This window comes from Deltaproteobacteria bacterium, assembly GCA_016709225.1.
GTDB lineage: Bacteria > Myxococcota_A > Polyangia > Nannocystales > Nannocystaceae > Xiheibacterium > Xiheibacterium phototrophicum.
On record JADJEE010000012.1, the window covers coordinates 535,214 to 553,403 of the forward strand.

The following is an 18,190-nucleotide window of genomic DNA, read 5'->3' on the forward strand; positions in this document are numbered from 1 at the left end:
CACCCGCGCGGAGGCCTCACATGCACACGGCGAGCTGCTCCAGCACACCCTGCCCCGGCATGTCGACCGGCTGCCAGGTCGCCACGATCACCGCGATGCCGACATCGCCGGGCGCGAACACCAGCGGCTCCGCATAGACCTCGGTGTACGCGTCGCCGTCGGCCGAGACCTGGAACGACATCTCGCCGCCGCTGGCGACCACGCGCCACCAGGTCTGCCACTCCTCCCACGGCACCACGAACACGTCCTCGTTGGCTTCGCCGACGTAGTTGCGGACCTTGAGGTTGCCGTCCTCGAGCATCATCAACACGCCGAGCTCGGTCTGCGCCACTCGCAGGTAGATCTGCGTGCCGTTGGTGAACGCCGGCACCTCGAGCCACTGCGCCTCGAAGATGGCCTCGTCGAAGGCCGGCACGTCGCGCGCGAAGCCGGCGGCGTTGGTCACTCCGTCGTGCAGCACGATGACGAGATGGTCGTCGAGGACCGAGAGGTCGGCGCCGCTCGTCCACGTCGACCACGGGTCGAAGCTGTCGTCGGCGAAGTCTTCGATCGCGCACGTCAGCGGCACGCCCGCGTCGGGCGGGAGCTCGGCGGTGGTACCGACACCGGTGTCCGCGCCGCTGCTGCTCGCGCTCGCGGTGCCATCGGTGGTCATGGTGCCGGGACCCTGCGTGGTCGCAACGCCCGTGAGGCTCGCGTCGGTGACGGAACCAGCGCTGCTCGAGCCATCGGAGGTGAGGCCGAGCGAGGTGCTGGTCTCGTCGCCGCTCGGCTCCACGCAGTGATGGGCCAGCGCGGTCGGGGCGTGGGCCCCGAAGCGCTGCCGCGACGGGCACGCGTCGTCGGGGAAGCTGCAGTAGCCGACGGCCTCGCAGGTGCCACCGGGGCACTGCGCCGCGTCCTCGCACGTGAACGCACCGGGACTGCAGCCCGCGAGCGCTACGATCAGCGCGACAGCGCTGCGCGACAGCAAGCCCATCGTCGACCAGGGTAGCAGAACCCCGGGCATGAACGGGCGGCTGGACCGGAGCCGTGGCGGGGTGTGTGCGGCGCTCACCGACGGCGGTCGATCGACGGCTGCCCGTGGTCGGATACCATCGCCCTCGCTTGGCGCTGCACACGGACATCCGCGATCGCTTCCAGCTGGTGCTCGAACGGTTCCTCATGCGCGGACCGCTGTACCGGCTGCTGTTCGTCGTCGGCATCGTGGTGGGGGTCTCGGTGGTGGGCGGCTTGATGGTGCTCGGCACCGGTCAGTTCGACGACCCGCTCGACGCGGTGTGGTGGGCGTTCCTGCGCCTGTCCGATCCCGGCTACCTCGGCGACGACGAAGGCGTGTGGACCCGCGTGGTCTCGACCGGCCTCACCGTCGCGGGCTACGTGCTGTTCCTCGGGGCCATGATCGCGATCATGACGCAGTGGCTGAACGGCGCCCTGCGTCGGCTCGAGATCGGGCTGACGCCGGTGTCGAACCACGACCACTTCGTGATCATGGGTTGGACCACCCGCACCGCGACGCTGGTGCAGGAGCTGCTGATGTCCGACGACCGCGTGCAGCTGTTCCTGCGCCTACGGGGCGCGCGGATGCTGAACGTCGTGGTGATGGCCGAACAGGTCGACGGCGAGGTGCAGCAGGACCTGCGCGAGCGCGTCGGTGCGGCCTATCGCGCGTCGAGCGTCATCCTGCGCTCGGGCTCACCGCTGCGGCTCGAACACCTGCGACGGGTCGCAACGCTCGAGGCCTCGGCGGTCCTGCTGCCGGCGCCGGAGAGCGGCCACGCCGGCGCTGGCCCCGACACGCAGACCATCAAGACCCTGCTGTCGCTCTCGGCCTTCACGCAGGAGCACGACATCACGCGCGCGCCGCTGGTGGTCGCCGAGCTACTCGACGCGCGCAAGATGGTGACCGCACGACGGGCGTATCGCGGTCCGCTCGAGATCATCGCGAGCAACCGCGTGATCTCGAGCCTGATGTGCCAGACCATGCGCCACCCCGGGCTCTCGCACGCGTTCTCCGGGCTGCTGCGCCACGGCGACGGCAGCGAGATCTACGCCCGCGAGTGCCCGCAGTTCGAGGGCATGCGCTTCGGTGACCTCGCCGGTGCGTTCCCGGAGGCGGTGCTGCTCGGCGTCGTTCGACGCGAGCACGACGCCGACCGCTCGCTGCTCAATCCCAGCGACGACCTGGTGGTGCGCGCCGACGATCGCTTCGTCTTGGTCGCCGAGGACTTCGGCGCGACCAGACCTCCGGCGCGCTTCCACCCTGCCAGCTCCGATCGCGGCCAGGGCATCCCTGCCGCACCGGCGCTCAAGGCCCACCGACGCATCCTCGTGCTGGGCTGGAACCACCACGTGCCCGACATCCTCGGCGAGCTCGACAGCTATCAGGTCGAACGATTCGAGCTCGTGATCGCCGCGATGGTGCCGCTCGACGTGCGGCTGCGTCACCTCGAGAACCACGAGGTCGTGTGCCACCGCGTCGCGGTCGAGCACCACGAGATCGACTACACCGTGCCCGGGCAGCTGCGCCGGCTCGACCCTGCGAGCTTCGACAACGTCGTGCTGGTGGCGAACGACTGGGCCGAGACCGAGGAGGCTGACGCCCGCACCATCCTCGGCCACCTGTTGCTGCGCGAGATCATCGAGGACGAGCCGACCCCACCGCACGTGCTGGTCGAGCTCAACGACCCCGGCAACCTGTCGCTGTTCCAGCGCGGCACCTCCGAGGTCATCATCCCTCCGACGATCCTCAGCCACATCATGGCTCAGGTCGCGCTGCGCCGAGAGCTGCGGGTGGTGTTCGACGATCTCTTCGGGCCGGAAGGCTCGGAGGTGTTCTTCCGTCCGGCCGCGGAGTACGGCCTGGTCGGCCGCGAAGTCGACTTCGCCCAGATCCACCAGGCCGTCGCACGGCGCAACGAGACCGCGCTGGGCCTGCGCCTGCGCGGGCGCGGGGACGCAGTCGACGACGAGGTGCTGATCAATCCACCCCGCGACCGTCGCTGGCCCCTGCGGGAAGGCGACGACCTGGTGGTGCTCGCGACCTACGCGTGCTGACGTCCGCGTGGGCGCACGCGACGTGCACCGCCTGCGTCACACCACGCGCTGCACACCGTCGATCACCGCCGCACGCGGGAGCGGCTCGGGCCGCAGGCCGGCGACGTCGCGTCCGCACGCGCGGCACGACGCCGGCGCGCCAGCGCGCCGATGGGTCTCGGAGATCAGACACACACCGCCGAACAGCAGCAGCGGCACCAAGCCGACGATGAACGGCCCGACCAACGAGGCGCCGAGCACCGAGACGAAGGCGTAGCCCCACGCGCACACCTGCGCGAGCCGCCACAGCGGATGGGGACGACCGACGGCGAGCGCATCACAGTGGGGGCAACGCAGCAGTGTCATGACCTCGAACCTCCGAAGCGGTCGCCGCCCGGCGACCTCGGACGGACAACGGAGACTATCGATCGATAGTTTCATGGCCTATCGAGCGATAGGTCACCGGCAGGGGTCATCGCGCGGCGCTTGGAATTCCGGTAACTTGCAGCCGATGGCGCGCGCCCCCCGGACCGCCCGACGCGGCAGCGGACGCCCCGCGACACCGGTCGACCGACGTCGTGAGGTGCTCGAGGCTGCGCTCGAGCTGATCGCCGAGCGCGGCTACGCGGGGGCCTCGCTGCGGGTGCTCGCGCAGCGCGTGGGCATGCAGCAGCCCAGCCTCTATCACTACTTTCGGACCAAGGAGGAGCTCATCGAGCAGATCCTCGCGACCTTCTCGGCCGACATGCTCGCGATTGGTGGCGCCGCGCCACCAAGCACGCTCGACGAGGTTCCGCAGTGGATCCGTGACCGCGTCATCGCGCTGTACGAGACCCGCACGCATCCGCTGTTCGTGCGAGTGATGTTCCAGGTCTCGCGCCTGCACCCGCGCTACGGCAGGCTCATGCGCGAGTTCTTCGTCGACCGCGTCGACGAGGCCATGCGCGCGTTCGCGATGCCATTCGTCGAACGCGGCGAGATCGACGAGGACAGCGTGGTGTTCGCCGGGCGCCTGGCCGTCAACGCGCTGGGCCTGCGCCTGATGGAGGAGCGGGTGTTGTTCGACGATCGTCCGCTGTCGCCCTCGGTCTACGCCTACGCCGATTTCGTGGTCGAGGCGATGCGCGCGTTGCTGCGACAGTTCGCCCGTCCGCCGGCACGCCCACGCGCGAGCCGAACCCGACGCCGCTGACGCGCGCGATGGGCCAGTCGCTCCACCCTCGTTCAGCGCGCGCGCGGCCGCGTCACGATCGCGAGCACCAGCGACGCGGCCAACACGACATCGACCGCGCGCCCGAGGCTGACGCCGGCCAGCGCCTGTAGCCGACACCACGCCGCGACGCCGGCGACGACGATCGCGCCCCAGCGCATGGTCGCGAGCGCCGTGAGCCGCTTTCCGCCCGGCGCGGCCATGCCCGAGCGCACGTAGACCACCGCGCCGACCACCGCGAAGCCGAGCAGCGGCAGCGCGGCAACGGCCTGTCCGTGGCGCCACACCACGAACGCGACCAACAGCAGCTGCCCGTGCATGAGCCCGATCGGGCCGCGCAGCACGTCGCGCGCGGCGTCGTGCAGTCGCGGCCACGCCACGCCCAGCACCGCGAGTCCGAACAGGAACGGGGAGCCGAACCCCGACAGCATCAGCACGCCCTGCAGCAGGCCCCGCTGGAACTCCGCGATCAATAGCGCGACGAAGCTGCGGCCGTCGGGCGTGATCGGCAGCGCGGCGGCGATGACGATCGCCAGCCCGCACGCATGCGCAAGCCATGGGATCGTCGTTGGCGTCGCGGCGACGGGCTCGGCGGTGGCGTTCTCCGGTGAATCCGACACCACCGCATCATCGCACGACGCCCGCCTGCTACGATGGCCGGGTGCGACCGCCGCTCCCTGGCACGCGGGCCTGCTCGCCCGCGCGGACCACGACGCCCCTGCGGCGCGCGAGCGCGGTCGCCATGATGACGCTGCTCGGCTGCGCGGGCGCCGAGGTCGGAGGTGGCAGCGGCGGACCCGGCAGCCTCGGCGGCAGTGGTGGCACGCAGGGCACCGCGACCGACGCGAGCGGTGGCGGCACCACCAGCGACGGCAGCGGCGAAGCCGAGAGCTCGACGAGCGCGCTCGGCAGCGACAGTGGCGACACCGGCCCCTGCAACGAGACGGTTTGGTACCTCGATGCCGACGGCGACGGTCGCGGTACCGCGACCACGACGGTGATGGCCTGCGATCCACCCGCGGGCTACGTGCCGTTCGGCGACGACTGCGACGACGCCTCGGCGGCGCGACACCCCGGCGCGACCGAGCTCTGCGACGGCGCCGACGACGACTGCGACGGACTCGTCGACGAGGCCTCGACGATGAACGCCGAGTGCAACGGGTGCGCGCTGTTCGAGGCCGACGGGCGTGCGTACGCGTTCTGTTCCGCGGGCGCGACGTGGGACGGCGCGCGGGTGGCCTGCGCTGCGTTCGCGGGCGACCTGCTGCGCTTCGACGACGCTGCCGAGTCGGCCAGCGTGATCGCCTTCGCCGAGCCACCACCGGTGCCGGCCGGCGGATGGTTCATCGGCTTGAGCGACAGTGCCAACGAGGGCGCGTTCGTGTGGATCGACGGCGCCGGCCTCGACTTCACGTCGTGGAACGCCGGCGAACCCAACGACGCCGGCGGTGCGGAAGACTGCGTCGAGATCGACCCCACGGTCGGCATCTGGAACGACGTGCCCTGCGACACCCCGCGGGCATTCGTGTGCGAGTCACCAGCGCCGTGACCCGGCCGCGCGGTGCGACGGACAAGGGGCCGGTAACCACGGGCACCTTTTCAGGGGGTCCTGAAAAAAATCTTGGACCCGCCGGAAATGCTCCGTTTGTCGGGGTCCAATCTCTGACCCCTTCCCTCTTCGTAGGGTCGGGAGCCCGGCCGACCGGGGTGGATGCGGAAGGGGGGATCCCCGGTCGGCCAGGCCACACGCGACGACACCCGTATAGCAAACGCCAGTCGCATGCGGTAGAGCTGCGCGGGCGTGGGCCAGGGTGACGAGCCGCGCTTTGGCGTGTGGGTCGCTCGCACGCCGCCGCGAACGAGGTTCGGCGGACGCGCGTCCGCCCGCGCATCGCATGCGGCAAGCGCGGGCGCCGAGCCGCATGCGCGGGTCGCCCACCACGGCAATCGGGCTCGACCCGGCGGCTCGCCAGGCGTCGGTGGCCGCAGCGTCGACGCTGCAAACGAGAGCGGCGCTACACGTTCGGCCGCCGTGATCCGCCGATGATCGTCGCGTTCGCAGTGCTCGCGATGCTCGCCGCGCCCGCCGTCGACGGCGGCGCGCCGCTGCAGCCGCCACCACGTAGCTACCGCGCGGTGCGGACGATCGATCCGATGGTGATCGACGGTCGCGACACCGAGCACACGTGGGCACTCGCCGAGCCCGACGATCGCTTCGGCGAGCGACAGCCCGAGCTCGGCGCGACCCCGCCGGTGCGCACGGTGTTGAAGGTCGCCTACGACGATCTCGCGCTCTACGTGCTGCTGGCGTGCGAGAGCAAACCAGGCGACATCATCGTCCGCACGCTGCGACGCGACAACCCGGGGATCTTCTCCGACGACACCGTCTACGTGAAGCTCGATCCGACCCACGATCGGCGCACGGGATACAGCTTTGGGGTCAACGCCGACGGCGCGCAGATCGACGCGCTCGGGCTCGAGGACGGCCGCGACTTCATCACGCAGTGGGACTCGGTGTGGACCGCCGAGGTCGAGCGCCGCGACGACGGCTACACCGTCGAGTTCCGCATTCCGTTCGCCATCCTCGGCCTCAAGCGCACGAGCGAGCGCGTGATGGGACTCGAGATCTCGCGCGACCACCCCAGCCGCAACGCGACCTACGACTGGCGCGTGATCGTGCCGCCACGCAGCCCCATGGCCGCCAGCCAGTTCGGCACGCTCGAGGGCCTGCGCGACATCGCGGGCCAACGCGCGATCGAGTTCACGCCGTACGCCGCGTTGCGCACCAACTTCAGGCCCGAGTTCACCGCCGACCCCGCGCGGCGCCCCAACGTCGCCAGCGGCGGTGACGTGCGCGCACAGATCGGCGCGGGCTCCTACGCCGAGGCCTCGCTGCTCACCGACTTCGCGCAGGTCGAGGCCGACGAGGTCCAGGTCGCGCGTGACCGCTTCCCGCTGTTCTTCCCCGAGCGCCGGCCGTTCTTCATCAACGGCCTCGAGGTGTTCAACTTCGGGCGCGCCAGCGAGGCGCAGCTGTTCTTCTCGCGCAAGGTCGGCCTGGTCGACGGCCGCCCGGTACCGCTGCTCGGGGGCGCCAAGGTCTACGGTCGCAGCGCGTTGGTCTCGTACGGCCTGCTGCACGTGCAGACGCTGGGCTCGCCCTCGGAGCCCGATCGCGGGCTCGCGGCGGCCGACCCGACCAACGTCTCGGTGGCGCGCATTCGCCTGCAGGCGACCCGCATCTTCAACGTCGGCATGATGTTGCTGGGCGAGCACCGCTTCGGCCGCCCCCACTCGGACGACGCCGCCGGTGGTCTCGACGCGCAGATCATCAGTCGCGATGGTCGCATCGCGTGGAGCAGCTTCGCGGCCGCGACCTGGGCGCAGCGGCCGGGCGCGCCCGCGGCGATCGCCGACGACGGCAGCGTCACGCCCGCCGGCGCAGCCAGCTCGGCGATCGGACCGAGCGCCTACTCGCTGCTGGAGTATCGCGGCCTGTTCGTGCGCCCGTCGCTGCTGTGGCTGTGGAGTGACCGCGACTTCTCGCCGGTGATGGGCTTCTACCGGCGACCGGGTTCGTCGCGGCAGCAGGCCGCGGTGGAGTTCGCCCCGCGGCCACGCGCATTGGGCCTGCGCGAGGTCGTGTTCGGTCCCAGCTACAGCGTCGAGGCCACGCCGGACTACGGCCAGCGCCTGGGCCAGGAGGCCAGCAGCCGCGTGGCGCTCAATTGGCGCAATGGCGCCAACGTGGAGTACCGCGTCACGCACTTCATCGATCGCGTGCAGCAGCCCTTCACGTTGTACGAGCACGACGTCGACGCCAGGAGCTACAGCGGCTTCCGTCAGCGCGTCGGCTTTGGCACGCCCGAGCGCCGCGCGCTGGGCCTCGAGGGCAGCTACGAGGCGTTCTCGCTGTTCGGCGGCTTCGCGCACCAACCCAGCGCGACGATCACCGCCCGCCTGGGCAAGCACTTCACGTTCGCCGCGACCTACGTGCACCTCATCGGTCACCTGGCGTCGTCACGGGACGCCTTCAACTTCGGCTTCGCCAACGGCAACCTCGACATCGCGATCACGCGCAATCTGGCGTTCGACACCCTCGGGCGCCTCGATCTGTCGCCGGGTCGACAACGCTTCGGCCTGCAGTCGCGGCTGCGCTGGCGCTTCGCGCCCGGCAGCGACGTCTACGTGGTGTACCGCTACGATCAACCGTTCGGGCCGGGGGATGCCAGCAGCACCGCGGTGCGTGAGCCGTTCCACGAGCTCACGCTCAAGTTCACCTACTACCTGCGCACCTTCATCAACCGCTGATGAGTCGCAGCTCGCGGGTCGGTCGCTTGGGGTGACCGAACAGGTAGCCCTGCAGCAGATCGCAGCCAAAATCGGTCATCGCGCGGGCCTGCTCGTCGGTCTCGATGCCCTCTGCGACCGTGAGAATGCCGAGATCGCGACAGACCTCCGCGACGGCCGCGACCAGTCGTGCCCGCACACCGCCGCGCACGACCTCGCGGCACAGCGCCATGTCGAACTTCACGATGTCGGGCGACAGCTCCGCGAACGCGTTGAGCCCGTTGTAGCCCGCGCCGAGATCGTCGATGGCGACACGGAAGCCGTGCGCGCGCAGGCTCGCGATGCGGGCCGCGAGCCGTTCGTCGCCGGTGATGGTCTCGCGCTCGATCAGCTCCAGCACCACCCGAGGGGCGTGGGCGACCAGCGGGTTGCGCTCGTCGTAGAACTCGTCGTCGTCGAGCGCGCGCGGGTGGGTGTTCACGAACAGCGGGATCTCGGGTGGGAGGGTGCGCAGCAGCTCCCCGACGCGCGTCCGCAGCACCCGCTCGACCGCGACCACGGCATCTTGCTCCTCGGCGAGATCGAACAGCGCCATCGGGCCGCCGATGCCGGGGTGGTCGCAGCGCGCGAGCGCCTCGTAGGCGTACAGCGCCCCGCCGTGGGCGTGCACGATGGGCTGGATCGCGATCCACAGCTTGGGCAGCGCCTCGGCCAACAGCGCGGCGCGGGCCTGGTTGGCCTTGCGTGCGTCGTGGAAGCCACGCTCGAGCTCGCGTCGCTGCTCGCGGGCGGCGAGCGCCTCGGTGATGCACGACGCGAGATCCTGCGGCGGGCACGGCTTGGTGAGAAAGCGGAACACCCGCGCCTCGTTGATGGCACGCAACGCCGCATCGACGTCGGCCTGCCCCGACAACAGCACGCGGCAGACCTCCGGGTGCAGCTGACGCACGACCGTGAGCAGCTCCGCACCGCCCATGCCGGGCATCTTCTCGTCCGAGACCACCACGTCGATGCTGCGCTCGCGCAGGATCGCGAGCGCGGCGGTCGCCGAGGGTGCAGTCAGCACCTCGAGCGGCTCGCGCCACAGTCCGCGCCGGACGTTGGCCAGCACGCTGGGGTCGTCGTCGACGAACAGCACCGACGGCCGGGGGTTGATCGCCAGCACCTCCATCACACGCCTCCCACTGCTTGCTTCGGTGCCTTGCCCGCGTTGGCGAGCACGAGCGACACGATTTCACCGCGCTCGCGACGGTCGCCACGCTCGGCCCACTCGGTGAGCGCGCCCGCGTACGCGCGCTCTGCCAGGCGAAGCGCGTCGATGCCGTCGATGTAGCCCGAGGGGCACACGGGGTCGTCGTGGTGCGCGGCGACGATCTCGACCGTGGCCTGCGGCAGCCCCCACAGCGACAGCAGGAAGCCGCCGCACTGGGCATGATTGCCGCCGAATCGCAGCGACTCGCTGGCCGCGAGCGCGCACTCGTCGACACCGTGCTCGGCACTGGTGGCGGCATACTCGTGCGGCGCAACCCGGGCGAAGCCGACGCGACCGATGTCGTGCAGGAGCGCGGCGGCGCGAACATCTGCACGGGCGTCGGGCGCCACGAGGGTCGCCGCGAGCTCGCCCACCGCCATGCCGTGCTCGCCGATGTCGCCGATGCCGGCGCCACGCTCACTCATCACGCCCAGCAGTAGCACCGCGGCGCGGACGTTCTCGAAGCCGAGCTGGCCACACGCACGATCGAGGCTGGTGACCGGTCGGGGCGCGCCGAACCACGAAGAGTTTGCGAGCTTGAGCAGGCGCGCGGTGATCCCGATGTCGCGCTGAATGATCTCGACCAGGTTCCTGCGTGACGGATCGCGTGCGGAGAGCTCGCGTAGGGCCTCCGCGTGCACCGCCGGCATCGCGCTCGGCTCGCTGAGTGAGCGCAGCGCGGCCGCGAACGCGTTGTGGCAGCCGCCGCCGGCAGCCAGGCACTCCGAGATGTGCTCGGCGAGCCGGTCCGGCGTCACCGGCTTGCTCACGAATCGATGGGCGAAGGTCAGTGCGTCGATACACTGCTTCACCTCGCAGGTGCCCGAGAATGCTGCACGCACCACCACCGGATGGTTGTCGCGCAGGTACGCCAGCAGCGAGACCCCGTCGACGTCGGGCAGCGAGAGGTCGATCAACGCGAGGTCGAACGACTGCGTCTCGAGCAATGTGCGCGCCTGCGCGGCCGAGGCCGCGAAGTGGCACTCGAAGCGTTCGCGGTAGCGTCGTAGCGCGCGGCGCAGGCCCTCCCGAACACCGTGATCGTCGTCGACGAACAGCACTTGCGGCTTCATGGCGACACTCCGCTGCGCTGCAGCGGCAGCGTCAGGCGCACGGTCGTGCCCGCGCCCGGCTCGCTGCAGAGAATGACCCGGCCCCCGTGTCGGTCCTCGATCGCGGCCCGCACCATCGCGAGCCCCTGACCGGTCCCGATCCCGACCGCCTTGGTGGTGAAGAACGGCTCGAAGACCCGCGACTGCACTGGCGCCGGGATGCCGACACCGTTGTCGCTGACCTCGATCTCGATCGCCGCCTCGCGCAGTCGCGACTGGATGCGAATGAGACCGTCGTCGGTGCCGACCTCCGCGATGGCATCGCGGGCGTTGACGATGAGGTTGACCAGTACCTTGCCGAGCTCGCTGGCCGAACACACCAGCGGCGGCAGTCGCTCGAGCTGGGTCTCGACCTTCGCGACGTGACGACACGCCGCACGGGTCATGCGGACCGCGGACTCGATGAGGCCGTTGACGTCGGCGGGCGCATCGGGCCGGTCGACCCCGTGCGTCAGCTCCTTCATCGTGCGGACGATCTCGGCGATGCGACCGGCGCCCTCGATGATGCTGTCGATCGCGGGCGGCAGCTCACGTCGGACGAAGCCGTCGTCGGCCCGCGCCGCCGCGGCGTCGAGCTGCGCCAACACCTCGCCGGGGTCGCCGCCGCGGCGCACCACGGTCGCGAGCTCCTGGTGGCACTGCAGCAGCCGCAACAGCTCGGTGACCGCATCGCGCGCGAAGTGGCCCGCGTCGCTGATGTACTGCGACGGCGAGTTGATCTCGTGCGCGACCCCGGCAGCGAGCCGTCCGACCACCTCGAAGTGCGCGGCCTGGTGGGCTCGCTTGAGCCGCTCGGAGTGATCGCGGGCGTCCATCGCGACCCACAGCGTGCGGGACGGATCGTCGAGGTCGGCGGTGCACGACGTCAGCACGTCGATCGGCGGGCCTTGATCGAGCAACAGCTCACCCGAGACGGTTCCGGCCTGCGCGTCGTCGTGGACCAGCAGGAGCGACTCGATCGCCCGCCCGATCAGCTCGCGACGGGGGTGGCCCAGCAGTGCACAGGCGCGCACGTTGACGTTGGTCACGACGCCGGCGTCGACCTGGAACACGGCACAGGGCATGGCGTCGTAGTCGAATGCGCTCACGGGGCTCGGGACCAGTGCGAGCGGTGGCGCAGCAGGGTGTTGCAGGCTCGCGCGACGCATCCCATCGGTCACATCGCGCGGGTCGGTGCCGCGCTTGAGCACGCGTTCGGCCCGCGCGAGGGGCCGCGGCGGCGTGCCGGTGCGGTGCGGGTCGCAGGCTCCGCCGCCGATGGCCCCTTTTGGTGCGACGCGCAGCGCGGCCGCAGCGCGCTACGACGCGTCGCGGAAGCAGCGTGGCCGCGCGAGCAGGTCGTCGGCATCGGCCGATGCACACCACTGTCGCCACGCCTCGCGATCGGCGCCTCGCCAGCGCATGGCCTCGAGGTCCTCCACCAGTGGCACGTCGTGCACCAGCGTCGCGAGCTGCTTGTAGAGCGCGACGTCTGCTCGTCGGGCCGCGAGCTCCGCCGCGAGGCGCTCGGCCCCGCGCACCTTCACCGTCCACGCGCGCGGATCGTCGGGGATCGCCTCGACGTGACGGTAGTGCCCGAGCAGCGCGGCGCTGCTCTTCTCACCGAACCCTGGGACGCCGGGGATGCCATCGGCGCTGTCGCCGACCAACGCCAGCAGGTCCGCGATGCTCTCGGGCCCCACGCCACGGCGCGCCCGCAGACCGGCCTCGTCGGTGAGCTTCTTGCGGATGCGATCGATCTGCACCACCTGCTCGCCGCGTAGACACTGACCGAGGTCCTTGTCCGGCGAGAGGATGCGAACCTGCTCGACCTGCTCGCAGCGGCCTGGGGCGAACCGTGAGGCCGCGGTGGCCAAGGCGTCGTCGGCCTCCCACCGATCCATCGACCACGTCACCAGGCCCAGCGCCCGCGCGACCGTCTCCGCTTCGTCGAACTGCGCCAACAGCTCGGGTGGCACGCCGTCCTCGGTCTTGTAGCCGGCGAACAGGTCGTTGCGGAACGAGCGGATGGGGTTGTCGAACGCGATGCCGACGTGGGTCGGTCGCTCGTCGGCGTCGTCGAGCAACGCGAGCATGTTGAGCGCGAGCCCGTGGCACGCCGTCAGCGGCCGACCGTCGCGGCCGACGTGGGGTGGCCGCGGCGTGAAGTGGGCGCGGAAGAGCTCGAAGGTGCCGTCGACGAGGTGGACGCGCATGGTCGCGCGAGAGCTTGTCGCGGATCGCCCACGGGTGCGACATCGAATCGGGCCGAGCGGCGCTATCCTCCGTATGGAGCTGCAAGCGCCCGTGGCCGACCCGCACCAAGATCCGACCGACCGACCGCCGGGTGCGCTCACGGCGACCATGGCGGTCCCCGTCGGTGAGTTGGGCGAGACCGGCCCGATGGCGTCACGGCCCCATCGCGCGGCACTGCCCCACGACCTCGCGGCGCCGACGCTCCCCTACGGTGGCGATCCCGACCCACTGCAGAAGCCACCACCGGCCGCTTCACTGGGCGACGACGGCGGCGGCGACACGCTCATCTCCGATCGCGACCTCGCGCTCGAGCGACAGGAGCACGCCGCCGCGGTGGCGCGCATGCGACGGCTCATGCCGATCGCGTGCGTGCTGTGGCTCGGCTTCGGCTTCGTCGACTGGGTGCTGGCGACGTTCATCGCACCGGCACCGCTGGCGAGCTACCTCGTGCTGCGACTGTTCGGCCTGGTGCCGCTGGTCGGTTGCATGCTGTGGCTGCGGCTCGCGCCCGCACCGGGCCCGACCGGGTTGCGCGTGCTCGACGGCGTGATGACGGCGAGCGTGTCGGCAGTGCTCACGGACATGTGCCTGCTCTCGGGCGGCCTCACCAGCCCCTACGCGGCCTACATCGCACTGGTGCTGGTCGGTCGCGCCGCCGTGCTCCCCAATCACTGGCGCATCGGCGCGGTGCAGCTCGCGGTGCCGGTGCTCGTGCATCCGCTGGTGTTCCTGGCCTCGGCGCCATTCTCACCCGAGCTCGCGGCGCAGCTGCACGACGGCCACGCCATCGCGGTGTCGTTCTTCTACCTCATGCTGCTGTTCGGCGCGTGGGCGCTGCTGGTGATCGGCGGTCACAACGTGTGGGCGCTGCGTCGGCAGCTGTTCCGTTCGCGCAGCATCGGCCGCTACCGACTCGAGCGTCGCATCGGCCGCGGTGGCATGGGTGAGGTGTGGATCGCGTTCCACGAGCAGCTGCGCCGCGACGTCGCACTCAAGATCCTGCGCCCCGAGTACGGCACCGATCCCATCGCCGTGCAACGCTTCGAGCGCGAGGTGATGACCACGGCTGCGCTGACGCACCCCAACACCGTGCGCATCTACGACCACGGCACCACCGACGACGGCCTCTGGTACTACGCGATGGAGCTGCTCGAGGGCGACGACCTGTCCTCGATCGTGCGGCGACACGGGCCACTGACGCCGGCCCGTGCGATCCACCTCGCGCTGCAGGCCGCGCGTGCGCTGGGTGAGGCCCACGCCGCCGGCATCGTGCACCGCGACATCAAGCCCGAGAACCTCTTCGTGGCACGTCTCGGCGGGGAGTCCGATGTCGTCAAGCTGCTCGACTTCGGCATCGCCCGCACCGCCAGCGTGCGGGACTCTCGACTCACCACCACCGGCTGGGTCGCGGGCACGCCGGCCTACCTCTCGCCGGAGGCCGCCAAGGGTGAGCCCGCCGGCGCGCCCGCGGACGTCTACGGCGTGGGCATGGCGCTGTTCTGGGCGCTGACCGGCACGGTGCCGTTCGGCGGCGACTCGCCGATCGAGGTGCTGGCGCGACAGGTCAACGATCCCGTGCCCTCGCCGTCGCTGCGACGCGGCGAGGCGCTGCCGCCGGAGCTCGAGGCGCTGGTCCTGCGCACGCTGGCCAAGGATCCCCAGCAACGCTTCGAGGACGGCACCGCGCTCGCGCAGGCACTGCAGGAGCTCGCCCGCATGCTGCCGTGGCGTCCCCACCACGCGACCGTGCGCGCACCGGCCCTGGCGCCGCAGGCCCCGGCACCGCGATCATGAGCGAGCTCGACGACGTCCTGGACGCGGGGCTCGACGCGCTGAGCTTCGACCCGGCGGTGCAGCGCAGCGTGATCGCGGACGGTGAGCGGTGGTCGGCGCCGGCGGCACCTGGTCACCAGCCGTTGCCGATCACGATCCGCCGGCACACCGATGCGATCACGGTCGAGCTCGCGACGTGGTCGCAGCCGTTCGCGCGCGACGACGACGACATCGCGTCGGCACTCGACCTGCTGGCAGCGGCGCTGTTCGGTCGCGTGCGCGTGCAGCCGTGGCGGCGCGCCGACGGCGAGCCGCTGGGCCTCGAGATCGCGTTCCTCGTCGGCGATCGCTTCGTGACGTTCGCGGGTACCGCACCACGCCGCTGGCCGTGGCGCGCCGCACCCGTCGCCGCGCCACCGCTGCGCAATGCGGCCACCATCGGGCCCGGCGTCACGCTCGAGCCCGCGGGCCGACTACCGCGCGCGCCGTGGTGCGGCACCCTGGCCGATGCGAGCCCGCGCGGCCCCGGCGAGCTCGCAATCGATGGCGAGCTCGACCTGCACAACTTCCATCCCCGCGAGGTCGACCCGTTGGTGCGGGCCTACATCGACGAGTGCCTCGCCCGCGGTGTGTTCGAGCTGCGGATCGTCCACGGCAAGGGCATCGGTGCGCTGCGTAGCACCGTCGCAGCGATCCTCGCGCGCCACCCCGCGGTGCTCCACCACCGCCTCGGCGGACATGGCGAGGGCAGCTGGGGCGCGACCGTGGTCACGCTGCGTCGACGCCCACCTCAGCGCGACGGCGCGTAGCGAGCGACCCAGAGGTCGGTGCCGTCGAACGCGTGCGGGGTGTGATCGCCCGCCACGGCGACCGCACCCGCGGGCCCGGCTGCGACCGCGCTCGCGGCCCCCGTGACGCCGCCGTCGAACACCAGCTGCGTCCACAGCAGCCCACCGGCGTCGGCATCGATGCCGAACATCACCGGCGTCTCGCCCGAGGTACCGGTCGACTGCAGGCCACCGACCAGCACCACCAGGCCATCATCGGTCGCCGCCACCGCAGCGCCGTCGCCCTCGCTCCCAGCATACACGCCGCTCCACAGCGCACTGCCATCGGCGCCGCCGAGGCGACGCACGTAGGCGTGCGTGTTGGAGCCGGCGACCAGCACGTCGCCGTCGGGGGTGAACGCGACCGCGCTCGCGACGTCGTCGGCATCCGCGATCGCGTCGAAGGTCTGCTCCCAACGCTGGGTGCCGTCGGACTCGAGCACGCGGACCCAGTTGTCGTCGTCGGTGATTCCCGACAGTGCCCACTCGCCCGCCGGCCCCGCGGCCACGCCCGCGACGAACGCGAAGTCGCTCGGGCCCGAGACCACGGCGCCGTTCCACTGCTCGGCACCGTCGGCGAGATCGAGCGCGCTGTACCAACCCGAGGCGGGCACGTCGTCCGCGGCGAACTCGTAGCCCGCGACCAACACGGTCTGGCCGGCGCATGCGACCCCGTACACGCCGTCGTCGAAGCCGCCTGCGCCTTGGTGCATGGCGGTCCATCCCGGGGTGCCGTCGGCCTCGAAGCTGAGCACGAGCGCGTCGCTGCCCTGCCCCAGCACCGGCGCCTCGCCGCCGACGATGATGCGCCCGTCTTCGCACACGGCGACCGCGTACGCGCGATCGAAGCTGGAGCTGACGCCGCTGTCGAAGCCCGTGGTCCACAGCACCGTGCCGCTCGGATCGTACTTGCGGACCCACACGTCGAAGCCATTGCCCTCGACGTCGTCGATGCGTCCGACCGCGACGACGTTGCCGTCGGCGTCGAGTGCCACGCCGCGGGCCTCGTCGTCGCCGCCGTCCGCGGTGCCGAGCACGTCGATCCAGCCGCGTACCAGCCCCGCACGACAGCCCGCGGTGCAGTGATCCGCGGCGACGTCGCCCACGTCGCACTGCTCGCCCAGCGAGGTCTGCAGCAGGCCGTCGCCGCAGCGCGGCAGCTGGCACAGGTCGGTGCAGCCGTCGTCGGGATCGCCGTCCTTGCCGTCGTCGCAGTCTTCGCCCAGCTCGAGGATCCCGTTGCCGCACTCGCCTTGCGGCGGTGCGATCCCACTGCTGTCGCCGCTGGACGCGGTCGCGTCGCCGCTGCTGCTGCCGACCTCGCCGGAGCTCGAGCCATCGCCAGTGGTGTTGCCGGTGCTCGCATCGGCGCTCGCGGTGGCCGCGACATCGTCGCCGCCGCAGCCCAAAAGCGTCGCGGTCAGGACCAGCGCGCGCCGTCGCAGTCGTTCAGATCGCACAGTCATCGGCATCGCTTCCCACCGGGCAGGTGATGGGTTCGTCGCAGGTCCCATCCTGCACCGTCTCGCACACGCCGCAGTCGTAGTCGTCGCTGCCTACCGGGCAGGTGCCGGGTTCGTCGCAGGTCCCATCCTGCACCGTCTCGCACACGCCGCAGTCGTAGTCGTCGCTGCCTACCGGGCAGGTGCCGGGTTCGTCGCAGGTCCCATCCTGCACCGTCTCGCACACGCCGCAGTCGTAGTCGTCGCTGCCTGCCGGGCAGGTGCCGGGTTCGTCGCAGGTCCCGTCGTTCAGGTGGATGCAGTAGCCGCAGTCGAAGAAGTCGCTGCCGTTGGGACAGGCGCCGCCGCGCGCCATCTCTTCGCACGTCCCGTCCTCGGGCGTCGCGCAGCAGTCCAGGGGATCGGTGTCGGGCGGGCAGCCCCTGACCCTGGGGCTCGTTGCACACGCCGTTGCTCTGGAACGGGCAGCGTCCGCAATCGTAGTCGTCGCTGCCGGGCGGGCACGCGCCACCCTCGTCGCAGACCCCGTCCGAGAAATAGCAGCAGTCGTAGGCGTCGGTCCCGACCGGACACCGACCGGTGCCGACCGGCTCGTCGCAGACGCCGTCACCCGCGGTCTCGCAGGTCGGCAGCATGCCCTGGCAGGTGCCATCGCGGCACTGCAACCCGACCGCGCACAGCTGCGAGTCGGTGCACGCGCAGTCGAGCGTACCGATCGGACACTGCACGCACACGTCATCGATGCACTCGCCACCATCGAGGCACGTGCCGCCATCGCAGGGGCACCCCCACGCGCCGATCGGGCACGACGCGGCGGTGGTGCTGTCCTGCGCGCCGGACTCACTCGCTGCCGTCGTCGATGTGGCCGTGCTGGCATCCGCGCTGCTCGACGAACTCGAGCTGCCCATCGTCGCGACGCCGCCGGCATCCCCACCGCACGACATGGCGATCATCGCCAACGACAGCAACCAGGTGGCGACGGTGGCCACGAC

The 18,190-nt window shown here is 71.2% G+C and carries 15 protein-coding genes; 6 read left to right on the forward strand and 9 right to left on the reverse strand.

The window, feature by feature from the left end:
• Positions 1-16 precede the first annotated feature (16 nt).
• The gene (locus IPH07_27205) at positions 17-979 is read right to left on the reverse strand and encodes a hypothetical protein (protein MBK6921114.1); all 963 of its coding nucleotides are present in this window, start codon (positions 977-979) and stop codon (positions 17-19) included.
• Positions 980-1,107: 128 nt separating this feature from the next.
• On the opposite strand from IPH07_27205, the gene IPH07_27210 reads away from it, so the two are divergent.
• Entirely contained in the window at positions 1,108-3,057 is a 1,950-nt protein-coding gene (locus tag IPH07_27210) for an ion channel DMI1 (protein ID MBK6921115.1), read from the forward strand.
• A gap of 36 nt (positions 3,058-3,093) precedes the next feature.
• On the opposite strand, the gene IPH07_27215 is transcribed toward IPH07_27210, so the two are convergent.
• Complete coding sequence (locus IPH07_27215; protein ID MBK6921116.1) at positions 3,094-3,402, reverse strand: hypothetical protein; 309 nt, start codon at positions 3,400-3,402, stop codon at positions 3,094-3,096.
• 145 nt (positions 3,403-3,547) lie between these two features.
• Between IPH07_27215 and IPH07_27220 the strand changes: the two genes are divergently transcribed.
• Complete coding sequence (locus tag IPH07_27220) at positions 3,548-4,228, forward strand: TetR/AcrR family transcriptional regulator (protein MBK6921117.1); 681 nt, start codon at positions 3,548-3,550, stop codon at positions 4,226-4,228.
• A gap of 32 nt (positions 4,229-4,260) precedes the next feature.
• Here the strand turns inward: IPH07_27220 and IPH07_27225 are convergent, their stop codons facing one another.
• Positions 4,261-4,866 carry a hypothetical protein gene (locus IPH07_27225; GenBank protein MBK6921118.1) on the reverse strand — a complete coding sequence of 202 codons (606 nt, stop codon included), beginning with the start codon at positions 4,864-4,866 and terminating at the stop codon, positions 4,261-4,263.
• Between IPH07_27225 and IPH07_27230 the strand changes: the two genes are divergently transcribed.
• Together IPH07_27230 and IPH07_27235 are read left to right on the forward strand one after the other, a co-directional pair.
• Positions 4,803-5,795 carry a hypothetical protein gene (locus tag IPH07_27230; protein MBK6921119.1) on the forward strand — a complete coding sequence of 331 codons (993 nt, stop codon included), beginning with the start codon at positions 4,803-4,805 and terminating at the stop codon, positions 5,793-5,795. The genes IPH07_27225 and IPH07_27230 overlap by 64 nt on opposite strands.
• 494 nt (positions 5,796-6,289) lie before the next feature.
• Positions 6,290-8,557, forward strand: coding sequence for a carbohydrate binding family 9 domain-containing protein (locus tag IPH07_27235; protein ID MBK6921120.1), 2,268 nt, complete (start codon positions 6,290-6,292; stop codon positions 8,555-8,557).
• On the opposite strand, the gene IPH07_27240 is transcribed toward IPH07_27235, so the two are convergent.
• The 4 genes from IPH07_27240 to IPH07_27255 form a co-directional block, all read right to left on the reverse strand.
• A complete protein-coding gene (locus IPH07_27240) occupies positions 8,547-9,707 on the reverse strand; it encodes an EAL domain-containing protein (protein ID MBK6921121.1) in 1,161 nt (386 codons plus the stop codon). The genes IPH07_27235 and IPH07_27240 overlap by 11 nt on opposite strands.
• Entirely contained in the window at positions 9,707-10,861 is a 1,155-nt protein-coding gene (locus tag IPH07_27245) for an HDOD domain-containing protein (protein MBK6921122.1), read from the reverse strand. Before IPH07_27245 ends, IPH07_27240 begins: the two co-directional genes overlap by 1 nt.
• Entirely contained in the window at positions 10,858-11,988 is a 1,131-nt protein-coding gene (locus IPH07_27250) for an ATP-binding protein (GenBank protein ID MBK6921123.1), read from the reverse strand. The genes IPH07_27245 and IPH07_27250 overlap by 4 nt, the downstream gene beginning before the upstream one ends.
• 210 nt (positions 11,989-12,198) lie before the next feature.
• On the reverse strand, positions 12,199-13,095 hold the full coding sequence (locus tag IPH07_27255; protein ID MBK6921124.1) for a flap endonuclease: 897 nt from the start codon (positions 13,093-13,095) through the stop codon (positions 12,199-12,201).
• Between the two features lie 91 nt (positions 13,096-13,186).
• Between IPH07_27255 and IPH07_27260 the strand changes: the two genes are divergently transcribed.
• Both IPH07_27260 and IPH07_27265 read left to right on the forward strand, forming a co-directional pair.
• A complete protein-coding gene (locus tag IPH07_27260; protein MBK6921125.1) occupies positions 13,187-14,929 on the forward strand; it encodes a serine/threonine protein kinase in 1,743 nt (580 codons plus the stop codon).
• The gene (locus IPH07_27265) at positions 14,926-15,717 is read left to right on the forward strand and encodes a Smr/MutS family protein (GenBank protein ID MBK6921126.1); all 792 of its coding nucleotides are present in this window, start codon (positions 14,926-14,928) and stop codon (positions 15,715-15,717) included. Before IPH07_27260 ends, IPH07_27265 begins: the two co-directional genes overlap by 4 nt.
• On the opposite strand, the gene IPH07_27270 is transcribed toward IPH07_27265, so the two are convergent.
• On the reverse strand, positions 15,699-17,201 hold the full coding sequence (locus tag IPH07_27270) for a hypothetical protein (GenBank protein ID MBK6921127.1): 1,503 nt from the start codon (positions 17,199-17,201) through the stop codon (positions 15,699-15,701). The genes IPH07_27265 and IPH07_27270 overlap by 19 nt on opposite strands.
• Positions 17,185-17,553 (reverse strand): hypothetical protein, encoded by a 369-nt coding sequence (locus IPH07_27275; GenBank protein MBK6921128.1) that lies wholly within the window; start codon positions 17,551-17,553, stop codon positions 17,185-17,187. The genes IPH07_27270 and IPH07_27275 overlap by 17 nt, the downstream gene beginning before the upstream one ends.
• Positions 17,554-18,190 lie beyond the last annotated feature (637 nt).

Coding starts and splice junctions, on each gene's coding strand:
- IPH07_27205 (MBK6921114.1), bottom strand. CDS start 979: ATGGGCTTGCTGTCGCGCAGCGCTGTCGCGCTGATCGTAGCGCTCGCG.
- IPH07_27215 (MBK6921116.1), bottom strand. CDS start 3,402: ATGACACTGCTGCGTTGCCCCCACTGTGATGCGCTCGCCGTCGGTCGT.
- IPH07_27220 (MBK6921117.1), top strand. CDS start 3,548: ATGGCGCGCGCCCCCCGGACCGCCCGACGCGGCAGCGGACGCCCCGCG.
- IPH07_27230 (MBK6921119.1), top strand. CDS start 4,803: ATGGGATCGTCGTTGGCGTCGCGGCGACGGGCTCGGCGGTGGCGTTCT.
- IPH07_27235 (MBK6921120.1), top strand. CDS start 6,290: ATGATCGTCGCGTTCGCAGTGCTCGCGATGCTCGCCGCGCCCGCCGTC.
- IPH07_27240 (MBK6921121.1), bottom strand. CDS start 9,707: ATGGAGGTGCTGGCGATCAACCCCCGGCCGTCGGTGCTGTTCGTCGAC.
- IPH07_27245 (MBK6921122.1), bottom strand. CDS start 10,861: ATGAAGCCGCAAGTGCTGTTCGTCGACGACGATCACGGTGTTCGGGAG.
- IPH07_27255 (MBK6921124.1), bottom strand. CDS start 13,095: ATGCGCGTCCACCTCGTCGACGGCACCTTCGAGCTCTTCCGCGCCCAC.
- IPH07_27265 (MBK6921126.1), top strand. CDS start 14,926: ATGAGCGAGCTCGACGACGTCCTGGACGCGGGGCTCGACGCGCTGAGC.
- IPH07_27270 (MBK6921127.1), bottom strand. CDS start 17,201: ATGACTGTGCGATCTGAACGACTGCGACGGCGCGCGCTGGTCCTGACC.
- IPH07_27275 (MBK6921128.1), bottom strand. CDS start 17,553: ATGGCGCGCGGCGGCGCCTGTCCCAACGGCAGCGACTTCTTCGACTGC.